Raw genomic sequence first — 24,782 nt, 5'->3', positions numbered from 1 at the left:
TATTATTTATTTTACGAAAAACGAACAACCAATTACCTATCTAACCTGCCCATTCCCTTTTACATACCATTTATTGGTCACTAGGTGTTGTAAGCCAATTGGTCCGCGTTGGTGCAATTTATCGGTACTGATAGCAAGTTCACCGCCTAAACCAAATTGTCCGCCATCGGTAAAACGGGTAGATGCATTATGGTACACAGCTGCCGTATCTACTGACTGCATAAAAATGTCTGCCTCTTCCTCGTCTTTTGTAATGATGGAAGCTGAATGTCCGCCACCGTAGGTATTGATTAGCTGTATGGCTTCATCCAAATCAGGCACTTGCCCAAGTACTATTTTATAATCTAGAAATTCTTCATACCAAACAGATTCGTTTTGCATTTCAGAAGTACCATCCATACCGGCTAATTTGGCATCGGTTAAGATTTCTACATTATGTTTTTTTAAAGTCTGAATCAAGTGACTTAAAAATTCTGCTTTACGGGGTAAATCTCTAGATATAATTACTTTATCAACTGCGTTACAAGCAGATATTTTAGTCGTCTTTGCGTTCACAATAACATCTAAAGCCATTTGCAAATCTGCCTCATGAGAAACATAGACAAAGTTATTGCCACGACCACTTACAATTACAGGGCACTGAGCATGTTGCTTAACAAAAGCAATTAGTTTTTCGCCACCGCGAGGAACTATTAAATCGAGCTTTTGCGTGGGATTTTCTAAAAACTGTTGTGTTTCTGTTCTAGAATAGTTTAGGTAGCTAACCCAATCTGTAGCACAGTCACAAGATTCTAATGCTTTATGCCATAGATTGACCAGAACTAAGTTGGAGTTTAGGGACTCTTTACCACCTTTCAGTAATATTTTATTTCCAGATTTAAAAGCGATTCCGGCAGCTTCAATAGTAACATCTGGCCTAGATTCATAAATAATCATGATTGTGCCAAACGGAGCCGTTTTGTTACTGATTTCTAATCCGTTATCATGTGTAAATTGAAAACGTTCTACATGCAAAGGATCTGGTAGCGCCGCTAATTTTTTTAAGGAAGATACCATTTCAGCTACCTTATCTTTATTCACTTTTAACCGATCGATCATGGCAATGTCCCCAGATTCAAAAGAATTTAAATCTTTCTCGTTGGCAGACATTAGCATTGATTCTTCTTGTTGAACCAATTCTGCCATACGTTTTAATACGGCATTTCTTTTTGCTAAGCTTAGTGTTGTTTTCATGATAAAGCAGTCTTAAGAGCGGTGAAAAACACATCTAAATCTTGTTTGGTAATATTTAATGCCGGTAAAATTCTAAGAACGGTTTTGTCTTTTGCCCCACCTGTAAAAAGGAAGTGTTCATGAATTAATTTTTTGCGTAGATCGGCAACTTGAAAATCGAACTCCAACCCTAACATCAAACCTCTTCCTTTTACACGTTTTACTTGCGGAATTTCTTTTGCTCTCTCATTAAAGTAAACTCCTAATTCTTGCGCATTGGCAATCAGGTTTTCTTTTTCTATAACTTCAAGTACAGCCATGGTGGCAACACATGCTAAGTGATTTCCGCCAAAAGTAGTACCCAACATTCCGTATTTTGCTTTAATGTTCTCTTGAATAAGAACACCGCCTACAGGGAAGCCGTTACCCATACCTTTTGCAATACTGATAATATCCGGTTGAATGTTATGATGTTGAAATCCGAAGAATTTTCCACTTCTGCCAAAGCCACATTGTACCTCATCGGCAATTAAAAGCGCATCATTTTCTTTACATAGCGATGCTACTTGCTGTATAAATGCGGTAGTAGGTTCATCTAATCCGCCTACACCTTGTATAGGTTCGATAATTACGGCACATACATTTTTTGAAATTTCTCTTTCAAAACCTTTGATGTCGTTGAGGTCAAGAAAAACAACTTCATGTTGCTGGTTAAGTTCAGCGTTTATAGAGGGGTTGTCCGTTGCTGCAACTGCAGCAGAGGTACGCCCATGAAACCCGTTGTTAAAGGCAATAACTTTAGATTTTCCGGTAACAAAAGATGCCATTTTTAGTGCATTCTCATTAGCCTCGGCACCAGAGTTACATAAAAATAAATTGTAATCTTCGCAACCAGAAGCCGCACCCAATTTTTCGGCAAGTTCTACTTGTAAAGGATTTTGTACCGCATTACTATAAAATCCTATTTTATCCAGTTGATCTTTTAAACGCTGTACATAATGTGGGTGGGTATGACCAATAGAAATTACGGCATGCCCACCGTAAAAATCTAAGTAATCTTGTCCTTTATCGTCGGTTACAACAATTCCTTTCGCAGAAACGGGAGTAACATTATATAGTGGGTAAACGTCAAATAATTTCATAATTCAATAGGTTCAAGTTCAAAAGTGAACGGGTTCAGTAGCTTGTTTTACTCGAAAATCGAGGTTAAAATTCTGTGATAGTTGCTTCTAAATAATAATTATATTTTCAATTCAAGACCCCGCGAACTTTCTCTAAGGTTATTTACTTTGTTTTAAATTCGGTAATCTTATCGTAAGAGGCAATAATACCTTGTATTAATGATGAGCTTAGCCCTTGGTGTTCCATTTCGTTCAATCCGGTAATGGTACAGCCCATAGGTGTGGTAACACGATCAATCTCCTCTTCTGGGTGGTTGCCAGATTCTATAAGTAAGCCTGCGGCGCCATTACAAGTGTGCATCGCTAATTCTTGTGCCTCTTTGGCATCGAAGCCAAGTTGTATAGCGCCTTGGGTGGTAGCCCGTATTAAGCGCATCCAAAACGCTACGCCACTTGCGCAAATAACAGTTGCAGCTTGCATTTGGTTTTCGGGTATTTCCATAGAATGTCCCATTCTATTAAAAATTGCCTTAGTTAGGTCAATACGTTTTTTCCCTTTTTCATTACTACAGATACAGGTCATAGATTTACCAACAGAAATAGCAGTATTGGGCATACTTCTAACAATGTAGTTGTCCTTACCAATAACCGCTTCCATTTTTTCGATACTGAAACCTGTTATGGTAGATATTACCACGTGATTTTCGGTCAATAGGTCTTTTATGCTTTCTAAAATTGCGACAAAATGAACCGGTTGCACTGCAAAAATTAAAATGTCTGAATTTTGTACGGCCAAGCGGTTATCATCAGTAACCGTAACCTTGTCAAATTTTTCAAAATTGGCAATAGATTTTGTATCTCTTTTGGTAAGGTACATGCTAGTGGCACCATTACTTTTTAGAATTCCGTTTGCAATAGAAAGTCCTAAATTACCTGCACCTATAATCGCTATTTTCATTTTTTATATTTTTCTTGTACCAATTACATAGTACTTTTTACTTTTTTTTCTAAAAGACACCTGCCTTTAAATTCAAGCCTAGATTTTCTTCTAGCCCGAATATTAAATTCATATTCTGTACCGCTTGTCCAGATGCACCTTTTAATAAATTGTCAATGGCAGATGTAATCAACAATATATCTTCATGTTTGTGTAAATGTATGTGACACTGATTGGTATTGACCACTTGTTTTAGATTTATAGGTTCTTGAGACATATGGGTGAATACAGCATCCTTATAAAAATCTTCATAGGTTTTTTTGGCTTCGGCTATACTACCATCAAATTTGGTGTAAGAAGTGGCTAGGATTCCACGCGTAAAGTTTCCTCTATTGGGCATAAAAAATAGCTTGCCCGTATTTTCTTGGAAAGAATGAAGACTTTCATTAATTTCTCCCAAATGTTGATGGGTAAAAGGCTTGTACCAACTCACATTATTATTTCTCCATGAAAAATGAGAAGTTGCAGACGGACTAACACCTGCGCCGGTACTACCGGTTACGGCATTGATATGAACTTCATTTTCTAAAAGGTTCTCTTTCGCTAACGGTAATAACGCTAATTGAATTGCCGTAGCAAAGCAACCGGGATTAGCTATATATTTTGCGTTTTCAATATCAGATTTAAATAATTCTGGTAAACCGTACACAAATTGTTTTCCATTAAAATCGGCATCGGCATGTAATCTAAAATCATTACTTAAATCAATGATTACAGTATCGGATGAAAAATCATGAGCCTTTAAAAATGCGGTGGAGTTTCCATGGCCTAAACATAGAAAAACAACATTAACATTAAGGTTGACATCTCCCGTAAATTCTAGGTCAGTAATCCCTAATAAATCCGGATGTGCAGTAGTTACCTTTTTTCCAGCCCTTGTGGTGCTGAAAACAAAATCTATTTCCGTTGCCGGATGATTCAATAAGATGCGAATAAGCTCCCCGCCCGTATAACCAGAACCACCAATAATACCTGTTTTAATCATAATTTTCTTTTGTGTAATTAGTACGAAGTACTTGGTTTACTCAATAATCTAGATTTTAATGCTCAGAGGCTTGCCTTGAACCTTTTAACTTAATACTTTGTACCCATTACTTAATACTATTTTTCCTAACTCCTAATTATCTATTTATCTCCATTAACATGGTTATATATTTTTCCGGAATTTGATAGTATCTTAATAAATCCTTTAGCGTCATCAGCGGTCCATCCTTTATTTACTTCTCCGTATTTACCAAAGGCATCGGTCATTAAATCGTGTTTAGATGAAATACCGTGCAATCTAAACTGAAAAGGATATAAGCCAACGAAAACATCTCCAGAAACGGTTTTTTGGGTATCGGTCAAGAAAGTTTCTATATTTCTCATTACGGCATCTAGGTAATTACCCTCATGCAATAACATTCCGTAAAAGTTACCTTGTTGTTCTTTCTGGTATTGTTGCCATTTTGTAAGCGTATGCTTTTCTAACAAATGATGTGCTTTTATGATGATTAATGAAGCTGGTGCCTCAAAACCAACTCTACCTTTTGTACCTATAATTGTATCACCAACATGAATATCTCTACCAATAGCGTACTTTGAAGCTAATGCTTCTAGTTTTTCAATGTTCGCGACGGCAGTATCTTTTTCCCCATCAATAGCAATTAGTTCACCTTTTTCAAAAGTAAGTTTTACATCTGTTGGGTTCTTTTCCTGTAATTGGCTTGGGTAAGCAGTATCAGGTAATGCTTTTTCAGAAGTTAAGGTTTCTTCACCACCAACCGATGTTCCCCAAAGTCCTCTGTTTATAGAGTATTTAGCTTTCTCCCAAGGGTAGTCTACACCGTTTTCTTTTAGGTATGCGATCTCTTCTTCTCTAGCTAGTTTGTTATCTCTAATTGGCGTAACGATTTCTATTTCTGGGGCAATGATCTGGAAAATCATATCAAAACGAACTTGATCGTTACCTGCACCGGTACTACCATGTGCAATATAACCAGCACCTATTTTTTTGGCATAGTTTACAATTTCAATAGCCTGTACAATACGTTCAGCACTTACAGAAAGAGGGTAGGTGTTGTTTTTTAATACGTTACCGAAAATAAGGTATTTGACCACTTTATCATAAAAGATCTGTACAGCATCTATAGAAGTGTAAGAGGTTGCACCTAGTTCTATAGATTTTTTTTCAATTTCCTTTATTTCATCTGAAGTAAATCCGCCGGTATTTACACTTACAGCATGAACTTCAAATCCTTTGTCTTTTGATAAATGTTTAGCGCAATAAGATGTATCTAATCCGCCACTGTATGCTAGTACTAATTTTTTCATTGTAATAAGTTCAATTCCGGTGATGCCGGGTAATTATTATTTTGGTTTGATAGGGCTAGAATAGAGAAAATAGATTGTTGTTTTCATCATTCAACCCATATATTTAATTGCTATGGTTTACTTTTTTCTTCTTTTCTTCTCAGAAATAAACTCTCTTTAATACTTTTTAATCTTGTGAATGCCTTACCGTTCATTTTTTTGGTCTCTTCAGCTTTTTTCTTGGTAGCCCCATCATATAGCATACCTGTGCACAAGCACATTTTTTGCTCCGTTCTTGTAAGAACATCGAAGTTTTTACAAGTTTGGCAGCCTTTCCAGAATTCTGGGTCATCCGTTAATTCAGAAAATGTAACGGGCTTATAACCAAGTTCGTAGTTGATTTTCATAACAGCTAAACCAGTGGTGATACCAAAAATTTTAGCATCTGGAAACTTCGCTCTGCTAAGCTCAAAAATCTTTGCCTTAATACTTTTGGCAAGACCTTGACCTCTATAATCTGGGTGTACTATGAGTCCGGAATTGGCAACAAATTTTTCATGTCCCCAAACCTCAATGTAGCAGAAGCCCGCAAATTTATCTCCGTCCAAAGCTAGGATTGCATTGCCGTTAGACAGTTTTCTTTGAATATACTCAGGAGTACGTTTTGCAATACCGGTACCGCGTACTTTGGCAGATTCAGCTATGGTATCACAGATATCCTCAGCGTATTTAAAATGTGATTCGTTAGCAACAATTAAGTTCATTGCCAGTTAGATTTAAAAGTGTAAAAAAAGTTTTGATTTTCTGTGCGGAAATGGACTCACCTAATTCCATAATTATATCTTACCCTTACGGGCGACGACGGCGAGATGTGAACGGGCGAGCAAGAGCAACTGGGCTCATGGTGCTATATAAAAAGTAGTTTTTTTCGTTCATTATGGGGTAAATGTACAAATTATATTTATTTGACATCACCCATAGTATAATTTTTACAAAAACTTCACTTTTTGTTATTATGTGAAACAATTTCATAAAACAAATAGCCATACACTGAAATATACTCAATACTCAAAAGCCATAGGTTTTCTTTGAAATCTGCCTGAGAATAAGCAAAGTAGCTTAATACAATGGCCGCAGACCAAATAATGGCATATCTATAGGTAGTAAAAATGGAAAGTAATACTAGAAATATGGGATACCATGGGTGCACGGTAGTAGATATGAAATAATAGATGGTCAAAACCCACATAATAGACCAAAGCACTCTGTTTAGGTCATATTTTTTAGGTAAAAATGTAAATAGGCCTACTGTTGCAATAGTGAGCATTGGTGTAATTTTACCATATTCCTTGATGAACTCCCAAGGCTTTGCATCAAAATAAATAGCAGTTTTTTTAGCGACGTTATAGATACTAGAATTGAACTCAAAATTAGAAAACCATAGTTTTAAAGTCTTGCTATAATTAGCTATAAATTCTGGGGTGTTGAACGGTAGAAATAGCATAATGGATGTTATGCCTATAATGGTATAGAATACTATACTCTTTTTCCAGCCTAAATATTTAAAGAACAGTGGTAAGAATAGAAGTGGAACCAATTTTATAGATATGGAACATGCTAAAACAATACCGGCAGTTTTCCATTTATCCAAGGATAGTAAAAACAGGGCTAGAATGAAGAAAAACAGCATGACGCCCTCAAAATGAAGGTTGCCCGTGAGTTCTACAATAACTAACGGATTTAAAAAATACCAGAAAATTAAATGCGGAGATCTATTCAGGTTTTTCAGCAACTTTCTGCCAAAATAGAATATGCCAACGTCTGCAAGAATAATAATGGCACGCATGGTAAATAGAGAACCAAAGATACTTTTGCCGCCTAATAGTGCTGCTAAGGCAAAAATGAGCTGGTTCAGGGGTGGGTAATTGCTGTAATGGCGTGCGCTTAAGCTACCCATGCCTTCATATAAAATATTGGCATTTGGTATTATAGATGCGATGTTTTCAATTAACTGATTGGGTGTGTGTAAATAGGGGTTGGCACCGCTAGAGACCAAATGACCGTCCCATATAAAACGATAAAAATCTTGAGAAAGGTTAGGTTCGGTAAATAGAAAAATGAGTCTAAAAATAACACCGATGCTTAATAAGAACCTGAAATTTAGTTTTTCAAATTGTATCAGCTTAAAACAAAAAAAGAAAAGAGCTACAAAAAGGGAGAGCAACTTTATAAAATCTGAACGGTCTAAATGATAGGCGAAGGTGTAATAAAACACAAAACTTAATACCGCTAAAGTCAAGGAAACTTTGTGGAGTTTCAGAAAATTTTTAAAGGTAATGGGCATTAGGGGTTTGGGTTTAGTAACAGGTCAATTTACTGGTTTTTTATTGAAAAATGATTTCAATTGCCCATCAATTTTCCTAAAAATTCTTTCATCATTTTTGCGGCCAAGTAAGCGGTCATGTCATGAAAGTCTCGATCAGGGTTATATTCTACAATGTCTGCACCTACTACTTCGGTATCTATGCTATGAATTAAGTCTAAAACTTGTCTAGATGAGAGTCCGCCAGGCTCGTGATGAGATACTCCCGGGGCAAAGGCGGGGTCAAAGCCATCCATATCTAAAGAAATATAAAGCGGATTCTCGAATTTAGGAATAGCGTTTAAATCTAAATTCCGCATTTCGTGAACATCTACATTATACTTTTTTGCTTGTGCAGCTTGATGCGGATTCAGAGTTCTTATCCCAACTTGAACCAATTTTACGGCGAAACCATTTTCCATAATACGTGCAAAAGGGCATGCGTGAGAGAAGGGGTCGCCTTCATAGTCATGGTACAGATCTGCGTGGGCATCAATATGTAAAATGTCTAGTTTTGGGTAGTGCTCGTTAAAAGCTTTTATAATGGGGAAGGTAATCGAGTGATCTCCGCCAAGTGTCAGCAGTTTAGAACCAGATTCAATATTCTTTTTGGTAATAGTTTCAATATCAAAATACTCGTTAATGGCAAAATCACCCTTATCGGTAATGGCATCATTTTCTATAGATACCCCAAGTTCTGTATACAAGTTCATAGAGTCGCTGTACAATGCTTTTCTGATGAGGTCAGGAGCTTTTGCAGGACCTCTTTGAAAAGAAGATTTGGCATCCCAATTAATTCCTTGAATTACAATATCTTTCATAATAACGTATTAGGTCTTAATATTAAATTAATACATCGTATTCGGGTTCTTTGATTCTTCGGGAATTTGCTGAATAGAATCCCAATGTTCGCAAATTTTACCGTTGTCATCAAACCTGAAAAAATCCATAGTAATATATTGGTCGTTACCAGGCCATGTTTGGTGCGTGTGTAAGGCAACAAGGTCACCTTCTGCAATACTGCGCACAAATTCAATAGATTTTTCAGGGTATTCTTTTTGCATACGTTCAAAGTAATCGATAAAACCTTGTGTACCGTTCGCTACTGCCGGGTTGTGCTGAATATATTCGTTACCTACATATTTTTCTATAGCTAGTTTTGGATGTCCTAAATAAGCTGTTTTGTAAAAAGCAATGGCATTTTCTTTGTTTTTCTGTAAGTCCATAATTTGAAATTTAGTCCCTCAAGATTTCAGAAATCGGAAGTTTTAATTTTTTATACTCATTAGGCAGGTCAACAAAAGCCTCATTAGTAAAGCTATATGTGTTGTCTCCGTCAAAAAACCAGTAATTACCTTCTAATTTACCGTTTTCACTAGTGGTATGCTCTCTTGGCACATTATTAATTGAATATTGATTTTTCTCTTGGTCATACCAAATACCCAGGGCACGTAGGTCTTTTTCGTCAGTATAATTGAAAGATATGCGTGGGACAATAACTCCTTCATTATTTTCAATAGTCATATTTTTGTTGGTGAAATTTTCTAACTCTTTAGCCCATTGTAGTTTGTTTTCTTTCCAATTTGATAATTGTTCCCATTGTGCCAAGGTCAGTGCGGTATCTTTTTCTGTTTGTATGATGGTAAAAAGATGTTCTTGAACAATCTCAATTTTATGATCTTTTGGGTAAATCGTTACGGTGTTTTTGTCTGCCGCAATTTTACTTTCTTCAATGCCAAAGAATGATGCTAATAGAAAGAATATAACTTTTATCTGTTCCATATTTAGTAGGGAGTATTGAGTAAAGTTGAATGGTTTAGTGAAAATACATTTTTCTAAACTCCATAGGGGTCATTCCTGTATTTGATTTAAAAAATTTTGAGAAATAGGCATAATCAGAAAACTCCAACGTATTTGCAATACCGGCTAAATTGTCATCAGAATGTACTATTAATCGTTTAGCTTCTAGTATAATACGCTCAGAGATTAATGTGCTCGTAGTTTTATTAATTGTCTTGCGGACTACTCTATTTAAGTGCTTTGTGGTAATACTAAGTTTGTCCGCATAGAAATTAGGTAATTTTTCAGTGTAAAAGTGGGTGTTTACTAGCTTTTCTAGATGTTCAAGTATTTTTGAGTAGCTGCTAGATCCAAATTTTTCTATCGTAGTATCAGCCGTATACACTCGGGTCAATTCAATATAAATACAATTAATAAGATTAGTGATTTTGGCTTCACGTAGAAAATTGCTTTCTTGATATTCTTTAAACAGTTCAATAAAATGAAATGAAATAGCAGATAATTTTTCTTCGGATAGTTTTAGAAATGGCGGATTTTGATTTGAATAGTAGAAAGGAAATGAATTCAGTGCATGGTCTAAGAACTTTAGTTCATAAAATTCTTGGGAATGGAAAAAAATGAATCCTTCTGGCTGTGATGAGTCAAATTTCCAAGAATGCGTTTGACCCGGTTTTAAGAAAAAAACTATTCCGGGTTCAATAGTATAGCTGTTAAAATCAATTTCATGGGTGCCGGAACCTTTTGTGAATAACACACATAAGTAGAAGTTATGACTATGTGGTCTATTTATTAAACTTTGATTAAGTGCAATATGGGTAGAGAAAGAGTTCACGTACAAGCTGTCTAAAGGCTTGTTTTCTAAAAATTGATGAATATTTAAAGCAGGTATTTTCATATTAATGTCCTAAAAGTACAAATAATGGAGCTAATGATATAATGGAAACGCTTTCATTGTGTCTTAATTTTGTGGTATCATAAATTGTAATCATGAGCTTAATTATAGATGTATTAAAGTGTAAATGTCCCCAATGTAGAAAAGGAGATGTTTTTAGTGATGCCGGAAACATTTTTTTGTTTAAAATGCCTAAAATGGATAAAAGGTGTGCTGAATGCAATTTTAAATTTGAAAAGGAAACAGGTTTCTTTTTCGGTGCTATGTTCGTGAGCTATGCTTTGGCCGTGGCGCAAATGATTGTTAGCTTGGTGCTCTTTTGGTACTTCGTAGATTTGTCGCCTGTAAGAGTATACGCTATAATTGCGGCTATAGCTGTGTTATTAAGTACTATTAATTTTAGGCTTTCCAGATCTATTTGGATTTATATTTTTTATAAGAATTAATTGTTTTTGCTAGTTCAATTACCTTTTGTGTAGTTTTATTAGGGTCAGTTTTTCTCCAGTTTATAAAAAGGTCTATTTTCTCATTCAATTCAATAAATTGTACACCGGGAACATTTGAGAACTTGTAAGAATAGGGCAGTATTGAAATACCCAATTCTTGTGCTACCAAGTTTAAGATCATACCGCCAAAGTCAGACTCGATAACTGTTTTAGGTTCAAATTCGTTTTTTAAAAATAGATTTCTTAGAAGGGAGGAGAAGTAGGTGGTTTTATGTAAGCCTGCTATTATGAAATTTTCATCTTTTAAGTCTTTAAGATTTATGATAGTTTTTTCTGTTAACCAATGTTTTTCTGAAGTAACTAAACAGATAGGTTCTGTATTAATTTTAAAAGATGAGATGTGTATATTGTTAATTACATCTCTATTAAAGGCAATATCTGTTTCATAGTTGAGTAATAACTTTTCATGACGCTCATCTGTAGGTTCTGTCAATTCTAATTTTAAGTCCGGTAAATCTTCGTTTATAACGTTTAAGAACAGCGGTAAATAGCTAAAAGCAATTGACCCTGGGTAAGAAATTGAGATAAAGCCAGATGTGCCTTGATCAATTTTTTTTGCTTGCTTTTGAATATGATCAAGTTCATTTATGGCAACTGTCCATTTCTCCTGTAAAAATTTGCCGGCATCAGTTAATTTCACATTTCTTTTATCTCGTTCAAAGAGTTTAATTCCTATCTCCTGTTCAAGTGATTGAATTTGTCTACTTAAAGTAGACTGAGAAACATAAACTTTCTCAGAAGCCTTCCAAAAATGAAGTTCACCGGCAAGTACTAAAAAGTATTTTATTTGTTGTGTTGTCATTACTAATGCGTTTTATGCATTAAAAACTTAAAAATATGTATTTTAGGTCAGGTGTCAAAATAGGTTCTTTGCCGTATGATTTTTTAATAATTAGAAATTATGGGGATAGAAAATTATATAACGTTTATGGTTTCAGCACTATTTTTTACAATGACACCGGGGTTAGATACCTTTTTTATCTTGAACAAGGCTATAGGTCAAGGTAGAAGGGCAGGAATACAAGCAGCGTTGGGTATAAATACCGGTGTATTAACGCATACTTTGTTTGCTGCTTTGGGCTTATCTGTATTGTTGGCAAAATCTAATTTTGCATTTGCCGCAATTAAGTATTTAGGTGCCGCTTATATTATTTATTTAGGGGTTTCTACCTTTATGAAAAAGAGTGATGTAGGGGCGTTTAAAGAACACAAAATAGATAAAAGGAAGACAAAAAGTGATTTTTGGTCTGGTTTTTTTGCAAACTCATTAAATCCGAAAGTTGCATTATTTTTTATTGTTTTTTTTCCACAGTTTATTTCAAGTAGTGAAAAAATGAACCCTGTACCATACCTTTTGTTAGGTGTTACCTTTGCTGTAATAGGCGTGGTGTGGTATATAGTTTTGTCCTTATTTGCCAGTGTTTTTTCAAATCGGATCAAGAGTAATCCGCATACGGGTAAAATGTTGAATAAGCTTGGTGGCTTAGTGTTTATTTTAATGGGAATTAAAATAGCGCTCACGTAATAAGGCGGGGCAAAATTGTTTTTATCATTACTTCTAGTGGATAACGATGTATAGAAACTATGCGCAGGGAAATTTTTTAGGCCAACCAACTTCATGAGCTCAGGTTACTGTTTTTAGAAGTCGAATGATTTTTGGTAGTACATAGAAATAATAATCATTATAGGCGTTTATGGTATTGCATCAGGTAAAAAGGGAATCATAAAAAGAAGTTTTAGTTTAGTAAAATCAGTATCTTTAATTCTTTCCTAACTGCTGTTTTGAGTTAAAGAATAACAGCAGAATTCTAACATGCTAAACTCAAATTCAGTTATTATGAAAAAAAATATTACCACCGGTATCGCAACTAGTTTTTTTATTAGTTTTTTGCTGCTCGCTTCTTGTAAAGAAGAGCCTAAAGTTGAGGTAGATCAAACAGTGGCATTGAATAAATGGTTCAATGAAAAATACGAAGAACAATTACAGATGAGTCCTTTAGGTTTAACAGCTCAAGGGCGCAAAGATCAGTATGATAAAATTGATGATCTAAGTAAAGCTGCAGAAGAAAAAGAGTTGGCTTGGAGCGCAAATGCTACGAAAGAGTTAAAAGAGAAGTTTGATTATGATAAGCTGAACGATGCCGATAAAACGTCTTATGATTTATGGGTATATCAATACGAAACATTAAAAGAAGGTTCCAAGTTTAAGAATTTAGATTATGTCTTTGACCAGATGCGAGGTATGCATACCCGATTGCCAAGTTATTTGATCAATTTTCATAAGGTAGACAGTCTGTCAGATATGAACGCTTATATTTCTAGAATTAAAGAAGCATCTAGGGGTATAGATCAGTTGGTAGTAAGAGCTAAAGAACAAGCTGCGGCCGGTAATCTTCCTCCAAAATTTGCATTTAATACGGTAATCGCTCAAACCAAATCATTAGAAGATGGTGCGCCATTATTAAATGATATGTCTGGTAAAATCGATGCCCTAGTTACATCAAAAAAGATAACGGCAGAACAGGCTACATCACTAAAAGTACAAGCAGAGAAAGCGCTGAGTGATTATTTTATACCATCTTATGAAAAGCTTTTGGCTTGGTTAGAAAGCGAAGTTGATAACGCTGAAGAAACCCCAACGGGAGTTAGTCGCCATGAGAATGGAAAGGAATTTTATAACCATAGGTTAAAGGTTTTTACAACCACGGATATGACTGCAGAGGAAATCCATGAAGTAGGATTACAAGAAGTAGCTAGAATCAAGGGCGAAATGATGGCGATCAAGGAGAAAGTTGGTTTTGATGGAGATCTAAACGCTTTTTTCAAATTTGTAAATACAGACCCTCAATTTTTCTTTCCAAATACTGATGAAGGTAGACAGGGGTATTTAGATGAGTCTACAAAATACTTGGATGATTTAATCAAAAAATTGCCGGACTACTTTGGTATTTTACCAAAAGCTAAGTTGCAGGTAAAAAGGGTAGAAGCATTTCGTGAGCAAGATGGTGCGCCACAACATTATTCTGCGGGTACGCCAGACGGCTCTAGAAAAGGGACCTATTATGTGCATTTATCAGATATGAACGCAATGCCAAAAACAACAATGGAGGGTGTTGCCTATCATGAAGGTAACCCTGGTCACCATATGCAGATCTCTATAGCCCAAGAATTAGAGGCAGTGCCTAAGTTTAGAACACAGGCAGGTTTTAGTGTGTATAGTGAAGGTTGGGGTTTGTATTCAGAAGCATTGGCAAAAGAAATGGGCGGATACCAGAATCCGTACTATGATTTTGGTCGTTTGGTAAATGAAATTTGGAGAGCTATTCGCTTGGTAGTGGATACAGGTTTACACGCAAAAGGTTGGACAGAAGCCGATGCCATTACATATTTCACTGAAAATTCTTCAATTTCTCAAGGGGCTATTAAGGCAGAAGTACAACGCTATATGGTCATGCCTGGGCAAGCAACCTCATACAAAATAGGGATGCTTAAAATTCAAGAATTGCGTAAAATGGCTGAGACCGAATTGGGTAATAAGTTTGATATTAAAGGTTTTCATGATACTATTCTTGGTGGTGGTGCTTTACCTTTGCACCTATTGGAACGTAGGGTAAAAGCTTGGGTAGCTACACAGCAATAAATAGAATTTATCATTTTAAAGTATATTAACACGTTATAAACGAAAGTTTATAACGTGTTTTTTTTAATACAATAGCGGTGAATAGTAAAGACAATAAAACAAAACGAAATAAAAGACCATGGCCAACAAAAGAGGCCATGCAGCAGGTCTATGAGAAAAACCTGTGGGGTAGTGGTGGGTCAGATTTTTATTCCGGTGAGGGTTCTCATAATCCAGAGATCGTAGCGCCTTATATACAAGCTATAATTGCATTTTTAAGCTCTCATAACAATCCAATATCTGTATGCGATTTAGGTTGTGGGGATTTTAATGTAGGTAAAGAACTAGTTGGTTACACCAAGAAAACCATAGCCGTAGATATTGTTCCGGAACTTATTGAACGCAATAAGGAAAAGTATAACATTTCTAATTTAGAATTTCTATGTGTAGATATCGCCAAAGAGGCACTACCTAACGCAGATTGTGCCATTCTTCGTCAAGTGTTACAGCATATATCTAATGAAGAGGTAAAGAAAGTAGCCAATAGGTTGTGCGGTTATAAATACGTGATAGTTACAGAGCATCTTCCCAATAAAGATTTTACACCCAATTTAGATATTATTTCAGGTCAGGGAACCCGTTTAAAAAAGAACAGCGGCATTTTACTTCTTGAACCTCCATTTAATTTAAAAATTTTAGAAGAACAAGAGTTGCTAAGAGTTGTAGATGAACATGGTGTTATTGTAACGTGGTTGTATAGGTTGGAATGATTTGGCTATGCTGATAAATGTCATAGCATACATTAGCCTTGTTCTCTAGCTTTGATGAGATCATATAAACAAAAAAAGGGATGAGCAAAGTAGAGATAAATCAAGGAGAGATAAAAGTAAAATTTAATGAACCAACTTCTGGTAAGTTATCTTTTGAGCAATTAGGGGTTTCTAGTGAGGGAGCCAAGTTAGAAGGTGGTTTGCTTCGCTTGGTTTTTGATTTAGAAGGTATTGGGGAACATAATTATTATCAGGTGCCTACTATTGAGTTATTTTACGAAGAGAATATGTCAGAAACGCATTGGGTATGTGAATTTAACGGAAAAACCATTTTAGATAAACTAGATCATTACGGTCATTCAACCATTTTATTACTGAACAGAAATGTGTTGAGTGAACTAGAGCAGCACCATGAAAATGTATTGATAGTACATGCCGAATTTCCGCAACCGGCAAAATTGAATTTAAAAGAGTCATCTATACGTTTATTTAAGTAAACGCGAAGTTTTTTAAAAGAGGATAGCGAAAGGTTAATTTGTTTAATAGTGGTAGTTCAAAACAAGCAGACCTTTTAGATGGTTGTTTAGTTCACAGGTCATTTTCGCTATCCTACTTTTTATAGACGCTTGCTTGGTACATTCAAAAGTCCAAATAGCGATTGGACGAGTGTGGGGTAGGTCTTTGAACAATTTACCTTTTTAAGTAATAACCCCGGGGCAGGTTTACGAAGCATTGAATGGAAAGCATAGTTGACATTTTGAAGCAAACGTGGGAGCATTAAAATTTTTTGATTATCGTGTAAATGTAGTTCCCTCTTAAAGTAGTATCGATTTCGGAATCTGTACTATTTTTAGGGTATTCTTACTAACGGTAAATGTGATTACAAATACCGCTAATGCCATATTTTAGGATTGCTTGTAGCTTCTTGAAGTTGTTGTATTTCATTAGAATCAGATAAATTGATTTCTAAAACTAATGCGTTAACATTGCTAAGAACATTTTGAATTTTCTCAGGAATCATAAAATCATCTTCGCACATAATATGCAAAGTCCCAAAAATGAATGATGGTGTATTAAGATCCTGGAGTTCTACTTTCCATAACACGGAATTTTCTATGTTTATTTTTTCTTGCGCTGTAGCTATGCTACATACAAGAACACACAGTAATAGTATAGAAGGTAATTTTAAAAATATCATTTTCATTTTTTTAGATTATGCGGGTTAAGTAGTCGAATCTAAAATTTGTTACAAAAAATAAAAATGTTTTAGAAATACACTTTAGGTTTTGTTTATTTGGTACGTTAGGTAACTGAGGTTGCAGCGTACGCTTTACTGTAATGGGCGAAATGTAGCATACCCTTTGTGGGTGAGCCTACATCTCGCCTGTTACATATAAACAGTTTTTGGGATGGATAACCAATTCGTTAAATTGAAAATTAAAATGAACGTTTTATGCTCAATGATTTCCAATAGCCTACTTATAATACCTATTTTAAATATAGGTGATGTAACACCTTTAATTTAGGGTTAGTGTGTAGTTGGTTCAGCACTAAGTTCTGGGTTTAAGTGATTAAAATAGTATAGATTTTGTTCCTCTAGAAACTCAAACAATACAGGCATATTCTTATTGAAACGTGAAAAATCTTTATGGTCTTTTTTGGTCCAAGCAGTTTCTGAAAGAGCCAACAATCTTGGAAAAGTCATAAAATCAACCCATTCTTCACTGTCAAATTTCTCTGTCCACAAATTGGCCTGAATACCCTTGACCAAGTGTAGTTCGTTCTCCGAAAATAGATGTGTGCTGTCTGGATATTTATAAACGCCCTCAATTTCGGCAATACCATTCCAAGTTCTGCCATTTTTGTGCATATCATGTTGAAGGAAGTCAAAATATAGAGGGATACGTGGACAAAGGATGGTGGTGAATTTATTTTCTAACGATTTTTCCAGTAGCATTTCTTTATCATGGCGCCACCAGTACACTGCGGTATTATCACTATTAATTCCTGATTCGATAATTTCATCCCAACCAGCTAGTGATTTCCCCATATCATTGAGAATTTTTTGCATTCGGCGCATGAAATGGTGCTCTACTTCTACAAGGGTTTCATAACCTTCTCTTTTCATAAGGGATTGTACAGCATCATCGGTATTCCAACTCTCGTTTCCAAAATGAACTTCATCACCGCCTAAATGAATATATTGAGAAGGAAAAAGTTCTGCTACCTCTTTTAAGATGTTGCTTAAGTGATCATATGTGCTTTCTTTGCCTGGGTTAAAGGTAAACTCAGGATACTTATCACTGCCTCCGCCTGAAAATTCAGGATATGCTTTATTGGCAGCAGTGGCATGTCCTGGCATGTCAATTTCAGGTATAATCTCTATAAATCGTTCTTTTGCATAAGTGATAACTTCTTTTATTTCTTCTTGTGTATAATACTTTGCTTCAGCTTTATCATTGGTATGGTTACCTTGACCGCCTATAATAGCAAGCTTAGGGAGCGCTTTAATTTCAATTCGCCAACCGGTGGCATCTGTTAAGTGCCAATGAAATTTATTCATTTTAAAGGTAGCCATCATGTCAATAATTTCCATTACTTTTTTCTTTCCAAAAAAGTGTCTAGACTCATCAAGCATAAAGCCTCTATAGGCAAAACGAGGTTCATCTTTTATAGTGCCACAGGGTATTGTTTTACGTTTTGAAAATTTTAGTTGTTGCCAAATAGTCATTAAGCCATAGAATACACCTTTAGAATCTGGCGCAGTTAACGTAATTTGTTTTTTAGAAATATTCAGCTCATAAGATTCTGGATCTAAGTTGCTTGATGGAGAAATCTCAATTTTGATGGTTTTTTTAGATTGATTATCAATGGCTATGTCTAAATCGTTAAATTTTTGTTCAAAGAACTTTATGGTTTGTTTTACACTTTCATCGGTTGATGAAATTTTAATTTCTTTATTAAAGTTAAATGTACCAGAGGTAGTAGAAACCAAGTTAGGATAAGGTACAACTTTCCATAAGTTATTATCTTTAATTTTAGAACCACTGGTCATCGTTAAGATCAGTAAAGTTATAATGGCATATTTAATAATCTTCATAATATTCAGCCTCCTTAGTTTAGTTGATAATGTATTTTTTAAAAAATGGTTTAGGGTAAAAATTAATTCTTGTAATCAAGATAAGCTAAATATACACAGACTGTACATATAAAACACAAGTTCAAAGTATATATTGGTCGTGTTGCATCTATTGTAATTATCGTCACAATTTTCATGCAATTTGTGTGCTAGAAGCTATTTTTTTGTACCCAGTTTTTAGGGCAGGCATAAGGAAGTTTTTGAATAACTGAACCCTTAACTTTTAGGTATGCATTTGTCATGGCATACGCTATTAGCTATAATCAGAAAACCATTTTATGGGACTGGTCATTTACATAAAATGGTTTTTGATGTGCTATATTCTTGAAGTGAGCTCCACTTGATAAACAACAACTATTTCTATGGCAGAAAAGTTTTGCTGTAATCAATAGATAGGAGAAGTCATTTTGGTATATTTTAATTAGAATGAGATGATTAGGGTTTTTAAGATTAATCTTTGTCTTTATATTGAAATACATTAAATGGTAGTGACTTACCTTTTATTTGAAGCACAACTATACCGTGTGGTGCAACCTCTTTTGACACTTTTTCTTCAGTAGAGGCTGTAAAAGATTCCTTTGTCCATAAATCTTTCATTGTATATTCTTTAGAAGCGTCTAAGCCTACTGATTTTAAGTTGAATGTTATGCTTTCGGTTTTTTCGGATCTATTCAATAATGCAACTGCAATTTCGCCACTCATTGTTGAAACCAGTGGTTTTGCCCATACTTCTAGGTCTCCATAATCAATTAATCTTCTAGCTTGATATACATATGAGCTTTGGTTCAAGGCAATAATATCTTTGTTGGTAATAATATCAATAGTTTCGTCGCTCATATTTGTGAGGTCATTGCCAAGTAAAAGTGGCGAGTGCATCATGCTCCACATAGAAAAGTGAGTCTTATCTTCTTCATAGCTCATTCCCCTACCTACCTGAAGCATATCCATGTCATTGTAATTGCCCTTCGAAGCATATTTCCATAAATCGGCATTTAAATCTATTATATGTAATATTGAATTGAAGTCATTGCTGATATCACCAGATATTCGCCAAGAATCTGCTACTTGCGTAACCCATTTACCAGGGAACTTCCACCTGCAAACATTAAAGATTGCGCTAGGTTTAATTTCTCTTATTTGTCTACTTATTTCGGTATATTGGGTTTGCTCATCCAGCCCTAGCCATTCACCTCCACACCAGTCTATTTTTATAAAATCATAGTCCCACTCCTTAAGAAACAATTTTAAATCTTGGTTCTCATGACCATATAGCCCCATGCCGGAACCAATAGTATCTTTGTCCCAGTAAGAAGCACATGTGTTTATTCCAGCATCCGAATAGATGCCTGCTTTTAATCCTTTAGAATGAATATAGTCTGCCAGGGATTTCATTCCGTTAGGGAAACGTTCTTTATGCGGTAAGATATTTCCATTTTCATCTCTACCGCCAAAGAAGCCATCATCGGTATTTATATAGGTATAACCTACTTCTTTTAGGCCGGTACTTAGCATGGCATCAGCTTGAGATTTTATGATTTCCTCATTGATATGTATTCTATAATTATTCCAACTAGCCCATCCCATAATTGGAGGCTTTGGGGTATCATCTAGGCTATTTTTTATAGTGCGATTTTGAGCATTGGTTATTTCTCGTTTACTTTTTTCTGTGTGGCACGAGATTAAAAATACTATTAAAAGGATGGTAAGTAGTTTGTTCATTGTGGTTAACTATTTTATGCTTGCTTTCACGTCAATTTTTAAATTGATGTCTATTTTAAATGGTTGTGTAATCTTCTTAATTTCCGTTATTAAGTTATAAATATGCTTGTAGGGTAATATGTAGAACAAGATTTAGCATTAGGGGGCTGCATATGATTTGTTGTGTGGATTAAACAACTAATTTAGCTAATAAAAACGGAATAGAGAATTACATAAGATTTTCTTAAGAAAAAGAAACCTACATAATAGTAAAGGAATGTCTAAGCAGTTTTGTCTCCTATGTAAACTAGATTTATTGGATATAAAAATCTAGTGATTGCAACTACTTTAAAGTATATGTTTTTAAAAAAATTGAGTATAATTTTGGTTACCCTTTAGGTACTTCAAGTTTGTTTTGTGTATTTTTCTATCAAGTGATTATTAGAAATTTCTTCCATAGAGAACTAACAGGAATCTGTTAGATTTTTAGATAATTTGTGAAATACCAGAAGTAAAATTGTAGTAAAATAAGTATTAGTTCGTAGGATATTTGTTTAGGTTTAAAGTGATTACATCTACACACGTTGTTTTAACATGTTATAATACTTATAGTTTTTTCTTATTTGTTTGCTATAGCATGTGTTTTAGATGGTTGACTAAACAATTTAGCTACTAAAAAGTAACTTTTTTTGATGAGGTCTATCAATGCCATTGTAGAGAATTATGTATTCTAGCCCAATTAAAGCTTTTCATAACTAAAGAAGAGTTCCTATTTAAATTATCTGAATAAATGAGGCAAAATTTAAAAAGAAAGCTCATAGAATCTAGTTGTAGAATCTATGAGCTAAGAATAGAATGGTATTAATTAAAGAAAAATATGAATTTGTTTTTGTTAGTGACCGGCCTTTATCCTAATTAAATTGAGTACTGTATTTTATTGTTTTTTACTATCCATATTTTAATATTTATTCTACTTCAAAAATTGCTTGAATTTCCACAGAAGAGTTTACGGGAATAGAGGAAGCCCCATAGGTTGCTCTAGCATGTTTCCCTTTTTCGCCAAAAATGTCAACCATTAAATTAGATGCTACATTCATTAAATCTGCGTGTTTAGTGAAGTCGTCCTTGGTATTAAAAATTCCGGTTAACTGCACACATTTTTTTACCTTATTTAAATCTCCCCCAACAGCGTCTTGCAATACAGACAAAACATTAAGTATCGTAGCTGTAGTAGCTTCATTTACTTGCTCCTCATTAATATCCTGTCCTAGTTTTCCGGGATGTACAATTTTTCCATCTTTAAGCGCTACTTGGTTGATAAATATTAAATTCCCGGAACGCACATAGGGTTGGTAACTTCCCGCAGGTTTAGGGACTTCGGGTAATTTTATTTGCTTTTCTTTTAGCACCGTGTTTATATCTACTTCTTCTTTTTTTTCTATTGATTTTTTATGGGTAGGGAAAGTGCCCTTTAATGCATTTGCTACGTTGGCAAAATTTTCTCCTTGAAGTTTTGCTAGATGACGCTCGCTTTTGGTAGGTCTTTTTATGTTATTTAAGGATGCTAAACTAGTTACCCCCAGAACCGTATTGCCTTGTGGTACAGTTTTATCTATGGTATCGTTACCCATAATGCCATTAGAAACTAGGACCATGCCGTGTACGGCCAAGGTGTTCCAAAAAGATTGTATGGCCAGCTCCTTTCCAGCTCCACTACCTGCAGACATAAATACCGTTGCAGGCATTCCTTCTAAGGCGTGTTTGCTCCACAAATCAACTGTTTTGGAAAAAAACTCACTCATTGGTGTGCTAATGTTTCCAAAATATACGGGAGAACCAAAAGCAATTCCATTATAAGATGTCAATTCTTCAACTGTAGCCAGAGGTACGTTTTTTAAAGAAGGATTATCTGATGGTTTTACCTTTTTTATAAAGGCTTTAGCATTTCCTTTTGATTCAATTCCTTTTGCGACTTCCTGTGCTAAGGTATACGTTCCGCCATTATCCGAATGAATTAAGACAAGTATTTTGGCTTCTTGCCCTTGAATGTTATTCATAAAAACGATAGTTAAAATTAATAATGTTGTTTTGAAAATTTTGTTCATTTTAAATGTTGCTATTTGTAAAGTTTAATGAATTGATACTAAAATGATTACAAGATTTTTTTGTTTATCTGTAACCATTGCATTTTGAGTTAATTAAAAAGAAAACAAAGAATTTATTTTCCGTAGAAATATATTAAATAATAAGGTCCTTTTTAATTTTGGTCGTCAATGTTTTGTTAAATGATTAATGAGATGCTAAAACACATATTCAAGGTTTTGGATAAGAGTCATATAGAGGTCCATTTATCATGAATTTTTCGTTAGTATGTTAAGTCAAAACTTTTAATTACTGGTGTTTGTTACTTGGTTTTGGGAAGGTATAGCTGTTATTATAAAAGCTAATTTTAAATACGGGCAACTACTAAAATGCGCTTTTTCATCGGGTTTATTATGCATTGGTTATTTTTAGCTAACACTATAGATATAGACTTGCCTTAGCATCATTTGTAAAAAAAGCTGGGTTTAACCCCAGAAAATATTTCTACAGGAGATTCTAAATTTGCGTTCAGTTATTAAAGTAGTATAATAAAAGCCCGGTAGAGAGGCTTGCCATGATGGTAGATAATTCAAATTAAAAGCTTGTAATACGGATAAGCCGAGCCAAATTTCGTGCTTTATTTTTGGAAACTTATTTCATCTAAATCAATCGCCAATATTTTTTTTGCTATTTTATTGATACTTTCAAAGTCCCCTTCAAAGTGATAGGTTTGATGAATATGCTTAATAGCATTACCTCTTTTTAATGCTATGGCGGCAGAGGAAGATTCTAGTTCATAAAAAGGACCTAACTGTTCCCCGTTTTTCATGGCTCCGTCATTGTAGGTGTTGATGACATCGCCCTCATATGGATTATCTTGGTATTCCCATAATGAATTTACATAAGAAGTTTCTTCTGTTCTGGAATACTTGACAATGGTAAGCACATTGTTTTTGGCATCATAGCTTCCAAAAACGGATAAGGCATTTTTTGCCGGAAGACCTATTTTACACCTGTATTTTCCATCTCCTTTAAATAATACAGCATTGTTGGTAATTGCTAGTCTATCTGAACTAATTTCCCCAAAATAACGAGTATTTAACTCTAAGGAATCTTTGTAGGGAATAATAACGGTTGTGTTTTCAGATGGAACAAACATACCTAATATCCAAATAGATAGAAGTCCGTTGTCTTTAGACCAAGTTTCACTTAGATTGGTCATTTTATTTTCGGATTGGAACCCTACAAACGATATATTGTCGTTAATATCAATCTGTAAATTTTCTTGTATTTTATCTACCTCCAATAGCGATATAGTCCTTTCTACATTAATATCAAATTCATATCCTTGGTAATTAGTTAATTGCATCTCTTTATTAAAAGTTACACTAGTATCCGTATTTTTTACTAAGGAAAAAGATTCTGTATCTATGGGTTTGGGAGTAAACCATTTGTCTATGGTAAAGTCATCTCCCTTTTTAAAGAAAATAGAATATTGACCTCCTTCTGGACCTAACCAAAATCTATCCTCTCCTCCAAAAATATTTATATGCTCTTCTAATTTGTTAGATGATATTAAATCATAGTTAATCCACCCATAACTTTTGCCATTTAAACCATTTGAAGTGCTGGTCATTACCCTACCTTGATAATCAGGAACCACTACTAGTTGACGTTTATCATTATTGTTTTTAAGAACAACTGTTTTTAGATTTTTGTTTAGGAAGTCTACATCGTATCCAAATGTTCCCTTGTCATAATTTTTATTGCAGGCATTTAATGTTAGTAAGATAAATACAAGGTAAAGTAGATTCTTCATTGTTTTTGTTTTATGAATGTTATCGTTTATGTATAGGAACAGTTATGGGTTTATGTTCAATAATTTTTAGAAGTTAAATATAATAAAGTCTGCAACAGTCTTTAGATCAAGCATAAAACCACAATTGTTTATTAACGTCATATGCCCATTATCGGCAGCTTTATTATACCTAAGGTATGCTATTAATCTAAAGGGAGCAAGTGCCTTGTGGGCAGTGGTATTGCCTTGATCTATTCATATTTTCATACTTGCCTAGTTCATGGGAATGCGAAAAATAAAGACAATCGGACTCGCACAGGCGAACAAGGTCATGCACCTGTCCGCAATCGCCAACAATCTCAAAAAAGCACCTGAAGTTTAGGTTCAGCTTTTAACATGTGAGTCGTCCTAAAATAGGTTGACAGTTTTTAAATTATTAATATTAAACCAGAGAAGCTAGCTTCTCTGGTTTTTTGTTATGTATAAAGTTAGGT

22 protein-coding genes and 1 pseudogene are annotated in these 24,782 nt (G+C 34.7%); 6 read left to right on the top strand and 17 right to left on the bottom strand.

What is annotated here, in order from left to right; translation table 11 throughout:
* Positions 1-36: 36 nt before the first annotated feature.
* The 11 genes from BW936_RS00110 to BW936_RS00060 form a co-directional block, all read right to left on the bottom strand.
* Positions 37-1,233 carry a glutamate-5-semialdehyde dehydrogenase gene (locus tag BW936_RS00110; protein WP_076546301.1) on the bottom strand — a complete coding sequence of 399 codons (1,197 nt, stop codon included), beginning with the start codon at positions 1,231-1,233 and terminating at the stop codon, positions 37-39.
* On the bottom strand, positions 1,230-2,354 hold the full coding sequence (locus tag BW936_RS00105; protein WP_076546300.1) for an aspartate aminotransferase family protein: 1,125 nt from the start codon (positions 2,352-2,354) through the stop codon (positions 1,230-1,232). Before BW936_RS00105 ends, BW936_RS00110 begins: the two co-directional genes overlap by 4 nt.
* A gap of 142 nt (positions 2,355-2,496) precedes the next feature.
* Positions 2,497-3,291 carry a pyrroline-5-carboxylate reductase gene (gene proC / locus BW936_RS00100; protein WP_076546299.1) on the bottom strand — a complete coding sequence of 265 codons (795 nt, stop codon included), beginning with the start codon at positions 3,289-3,291 and terminating at the stop codon, positions 2,497-2,499.
* 49 nt (positions 3,292-3,340) lie between these two features.
* The gene (argC, locus tag BW936_RS00095) at positions 3,341-4,315 is read right to left on the bottom strand and encodes an N-acetyl-gamma-glutamyl-phosphate reductase (protein WP_076546298.1); all 975 of its coding nucleotides are present in this window, start codon (positions 4,313-4,315) and stop codon (positions 3,341-3,343) included.
* Between the two features lie 140 nt (positions 4,316-4,455).
* Positions 4,456-5,643, bottom strand: a complete 1,188-nt coding sequence (locus BW936_RS00090) for an argininosuccinate synthase (RefSeq protein WP_076546297.1) — start codon at positions 5,641-5,643, stop codon at positions 4,456-4,458.
* Between the two features lie 110 nt (positions 5,644-5,753).
* The gene (locus BW936_RS00085; protein WP_076546296.1) at positions 5,754-6,386 is read right to left on the bottom strand and encodes a GNAT family N-acetyltransferase; all 633 of its coding nucleotides are present in this window, start codon (positions 6,384-6,386) and stop codon (positions 5,754-5,756) included.
* Between the two features lie 236 nt (positions 6,387-6,622).
* Entirely contained in the window at positions 6,623-7,966 is a 1,344-nt protein-coding gene (locus BW936_RS00080) for an MptA/MptB family glycosyltransferase (RefSeq protein ID WP_076546295.1), read from the bottom strand.
* A 56-nt stretch (positions 7,967-8,022) separates the two neighbouring features.
* Positions 8,023-8,805 carry an agmatinase gene (gene speB / locus BW936_RS00075; RefSeq protein WP_076546294.1) on the bottom strand — a complete coding sequence of 261 codons (783 nt, stop codon included), beginning with the start codon at positions 8,803-8,805 and terminating at the stop codon, positions 8,023-8,025.
* A gap of 27 nt (positions 8,806-8,832) precedes the next feature.
* A complete protein-coding gene (locus BW936_RS00070; RefSeq protein WP_076546293.1) occupies positions 8,833-9,210 on the bottom strand; it encodes a nuclear transport factor 2 family protein in 378 nt (125 codons plus the stop codon).
* 10 nt (positions 9,211-9,220) lie between these two features.
* Entirely contained in the window at positions 9,221-9,766 is a 546-nt protein-coding gene (locus BW936_RS00065) for a hypothetical protein (protein WP_076546292.1), read from the bottom strand.
* Between the two features lie 34 nt (positions 9,767-9,800).
* Positions 9,801-10,679: an AraC family transcriptional regulator gene (locus BW936_RS00060; RefSeq protein ID WP_076546291.1), complete on the bottom strand. Its 879-nt coding sequence runs from the start codon at positions 10,677-10,679 to the stop codon at positions 9,801-9,803.
* Between the two features lie 92 nt (positions 10,680-10,771).
* Here BW936_RS00060 and BW936_RS00055 point away from each other — a divergent pair, with 92 nt between their 5' ends.
* Positions 10,772-11,122 carry a DUF983 domain-containing protein gene (locus BW936_RS00055; protein WP_076546290.1) on the top strand — a complete coding sequence of 117 codons (351 nt, stop codon included), beginning with the start codon at positions 10,772-10,774 and terminating at the stop codon, positions 11,120-11,122.
* Here BW936_RS00055 and BW936_RS00050 read toward each other — a convergent pair.
* Positions 11,091-11,984 (bottom strand): LysR substrate-binding domain-containing protein, encoded by an 894-nt coding sequence (locus BW936_RS00050; RefSeq protein WP_076546289.1) that lies wholly within the window; start codon positions 11,982-11,984, stop codon positions 11,091-11,093. The genes BW936_RS00055 and BW936_RS00050 overlap by 32 nt on opposite strands.
* A gap of 99 nt (positions 11,985-12,083) precedes the next feature.
* On the opposite strand from BW936_RS00050, the gene BW936_RS00045 reads away from it, so the two are divergent.
* The 4 genes from BW936_RS00045 (at position 12,084) to BW936_RS00030 (ending at position 16,068) form a co-directional block, all read left to right on the top strand.
* A complete protein-coding gene (locus tag BW936_RS00045; RefSeq protein WP_084181940.1) occupies positions 12,084-12,707 on the top strand; it encodes a LysE family translocator in 624 nt (207 codons plus the stop codon).
* A gap of 312 nt (positions 12,708-13,019) precedes the next feature.
* On the top strand, positions 13,020-14,822 hold the full coding sequence (locus BW936_RS00040) for a DUF885 domain-containing protein (RefSeq protein WP_076547916.1): 1,803 nt from the start codon (positions 13,020-13,022) through the stop codon (positions 14,820-14,822).
* Positions 14,823-14,899: 77 nt separating this feature from the next.
* Positions 14,900-15,571, top strand: a complete 672-nt coding sequence (locus tag BW936_RS00035) for a class I SAM-dependent methyltransferase (RefSeq protein WP_244156151.1) — start codon at positions 14,900-14,902, stop codon at positions 15,569-15,571.
* A gap of 80 nt (positions 15,572-15,651) precedes the next feature.
* Complete coding sequence (locus BW936_RS00030) at positions 15,652-16,068, top strand: hypothetical protein (RefSeq protein WP_076546287.1); 417 nt, start codon at positions 15,652-15,654, stop codon at positions 16,066-16,068.
* A 395-nt stretch (positions 16,069-16,463) separates the two neighbouring features.
* On the opposite strand, the gene BW936_RS00025 is transcribed toward BW936_RS00030, so the two are convergent.
* From BW936_RS00025 to BW936_RS00005, 5 genes are all read right to left on the bottom strand, one after another.
* Positions 16,464-16,769, bottom strand: a complete 306-nt coding sequence (locus BW936_RS00025; protein WP_159438989.1) for a TraB/GumN family protein — start codon at positions 16,767-16,769, stop codon at positions 16,464-16,466.
* Between the two features lie 330 nt (positions 16,770-17,099).
* Positions 17,100-18,671: a beta-N-acetylhexosaminidase gene (locus BW936_RS00020; protein ID WP_076546285.1), complete on the bottom strand. Its 1,572-nt coding sequence runs from the start codon at positions 18,669-18,671 to the stop codon at positions 17,100-17,102.
* Positions 18,672-19,160: 489 nt separating this feature from the next.
* Complete coding sequence (locus BW936_RS00015; protein WP_076546284.1) at positions 19,161-20,429, bottom strand: glycoside hydrolase family 27 protein; 1,269 nt, start codon at positions 20,427-20,429, stop codon at positions 19,161-19,163.
* Between the two features lie 944 nt (positions 20,430-21,373).
* Positions 21,374-22,513 (bottom strand): Atu1372/SO_1960 family protein, encoded by a 1,140-nt coding sequence (locus BW936_RS00010; protein ID WP_076546283.1) that lies wholly within the window; start codon positions 22,511-22,513, stop codon positions 21,374-21,376.
* Between the two features lie 614 nt (positions 22,514-23,127).
* Positions 23,128-24,309: a DUF6786 family protein gene (locus BW936_RS00005; RefSeq protein ID WP_076546282.1), complete on the bottom strand. Its 1,182-nt coding sequence runs from the start codon at positions 24,307-24,309 to the stop codon at positions 23,128-23,130.
* A 256-nt stretch (positions 24,310-24,565) separates the two neighbouring features.
* Between BW936_RS00005 and BW936_RS20200 the strand changes: the two are divergent.
* Positions 24,566-24,655, top strand: a pseudogene (locus BW936_RS20200) (transposase); the annotation flags it as partial.
* Between the last annotated feature and the right edge of the window lie 127 nt (positions 24,656-24,782).

It is taken from the genome of Maribacter ulvicola (assembly GCF_900155985.1).
Lineage (GTDB): Bacteria > Bacteroidota > Bacteroidia > Flavobacteriales > Flavobacteriaceae > Maribacter > Maribacter ulvicola.
Note: the sequence above shows the minus strand (reverse complement) of the source record. Positions and strands in the feature narration are given on the sequence as shown.

Bases quoted from the DNA above. Each gene is read 5' to 3' on its own strand.
- BW936_RS00025 (WP_159438989.1), bottom strand. From the start codon at position 16,769: ATGATATTTTTAAAATTACCTTCTATACTATTACTGTGTGTTCTTGTA.
- BW936_RS00110 (WP_076546301.1), bottom strand. From the start codon at position 1,233: ATGAAAACAACACTAAGCTTAGCAAAAAGAAATGCCGTATTAAAACGT.
- argC (WP_076546298.1), bottom strand. From the start codon at position 4,315: ATGATTAAAACAGGTATTATTGGTGGTTCTGGTTATACGGGCGGGGAG.
- BW936_RS00050 (WP_076546289.1), bottom strand. From the start codon at position 11,984: ATGACAACACAACAAATAAAATACTTTTTAGTACTTGCCGGTGAACTT.
- BW936_RS00085 (WP_076546296.1), bottom strand. From the start codon at position 6,386: ATGAACTTAATTGTTGCTAACGAATCACATTTTAAATACGCTGAGGAT.
- BW936_RS00040 (WP_076547916.1), top strand. From the start codon at position 13,020: ATGAAAAAAAATATTACCACCGGTATCGCAACTAGTTTTTTTATTAGT.
- BW936_RS00030 (WP_076546287.1), top strand. From the start codon at position 15,652: ATGAGCAAAGTAGAGATAAATCAAGGAGAGATAAAAGTAAAATTTAAT.
- speB (WP_076546294.1), bottom strand. From the start codon at position 8,805: ATGAAAGATATTGTAATTCAAGGAATTAATTGGGATGCCAAATCTTCT.
- BW936_RS00060 (WP_076546291.1), bottom strand. From the start codon at position 10,679: ATGAAAATACCTGCTTTAAATATTCATCAATTTTTAGAAAACAAGCCT.
- BW936_RS00070 (WP_076546293.1), bottom strand. From the start codon at position 9,210: ATGGACTTACAGAAAAACAAAGAAAATGCCATTGCTTTTTACAAAACA.
- BW936_RS00090 (WP_076546297.1), bottom strand. From the start codon at position 5,643: ATGAAAAAATTAGTACTAGCATACAGTGGCGGATTAGATACATCTTAT.
- BW936_RS00105 (WP_076546300.1), bottom strand. From the start codon at position 2,354: ATGAAATTATTTGACGTTTACCCACTATATAATGTTACTCCCGTTTCT.
- BW936_RS00015 (WP_076546284.1), bottom strand. From the start codon at position 20,429: ATGAACAAACTACTTACCATCCTTTTAATAGTATTTTTAATCTCGTGC.
- BW936_RS00065 (WP_076546292.1), bottom strand. From the start codon at position 9,766: ATGGAACAGATAAAAGTTATATTCTTTCTATTAGCATCATTCTTTGGC.
- BW936_RS00080 (WP_076546295.1), bottom strand. From the start codon at position 7,966: ATGCCCATTACCTTTAAAAATTTTCTGAAACTCCACAAAGTTTCCTTG.
- BW936_RS00005 (WP_076546282.1), bottom strand. From the start codon at position 24,309: ATGAAGAATCTACTTTACCTTGTATTTATCTTACTAACATTAAATGCC.
- BW936_RS00010 (WP_076546283.1), bottom strand. From the start codon at position 22,513: ATGAACAAAATTTTCAAAACAACATTATTAATTTTAACTATCGTTTTT.
- BW936_RS00045 (WP_084181940.1), top strand. From the start codon at position 12,084: ATGGGGATAGAAAATTATATAACGTTTATGGTTTCAGCACTATTTTTT.
- BW936_RS00020 (WP_076546285.1), bottom strand. From the start codon at position 18,671: ATGAAGATTATTAAATATGCCATTATAACTTTACTGATCTTAACGATG.
- BW936_RS00055 (WP_076546290.1), top strand. From the start codon at position 10,772: ATGAGCTTAATTATAGATGTATTAAAGTGTAAATGTCCCCAATGTAGA.
- proC (WP_076546299.1), bottom strand. From the start codon at position 3,291: ATGAAAATAGCGATTATAGGTGCAGGTAATTTAGGACTTTCTATTGCA.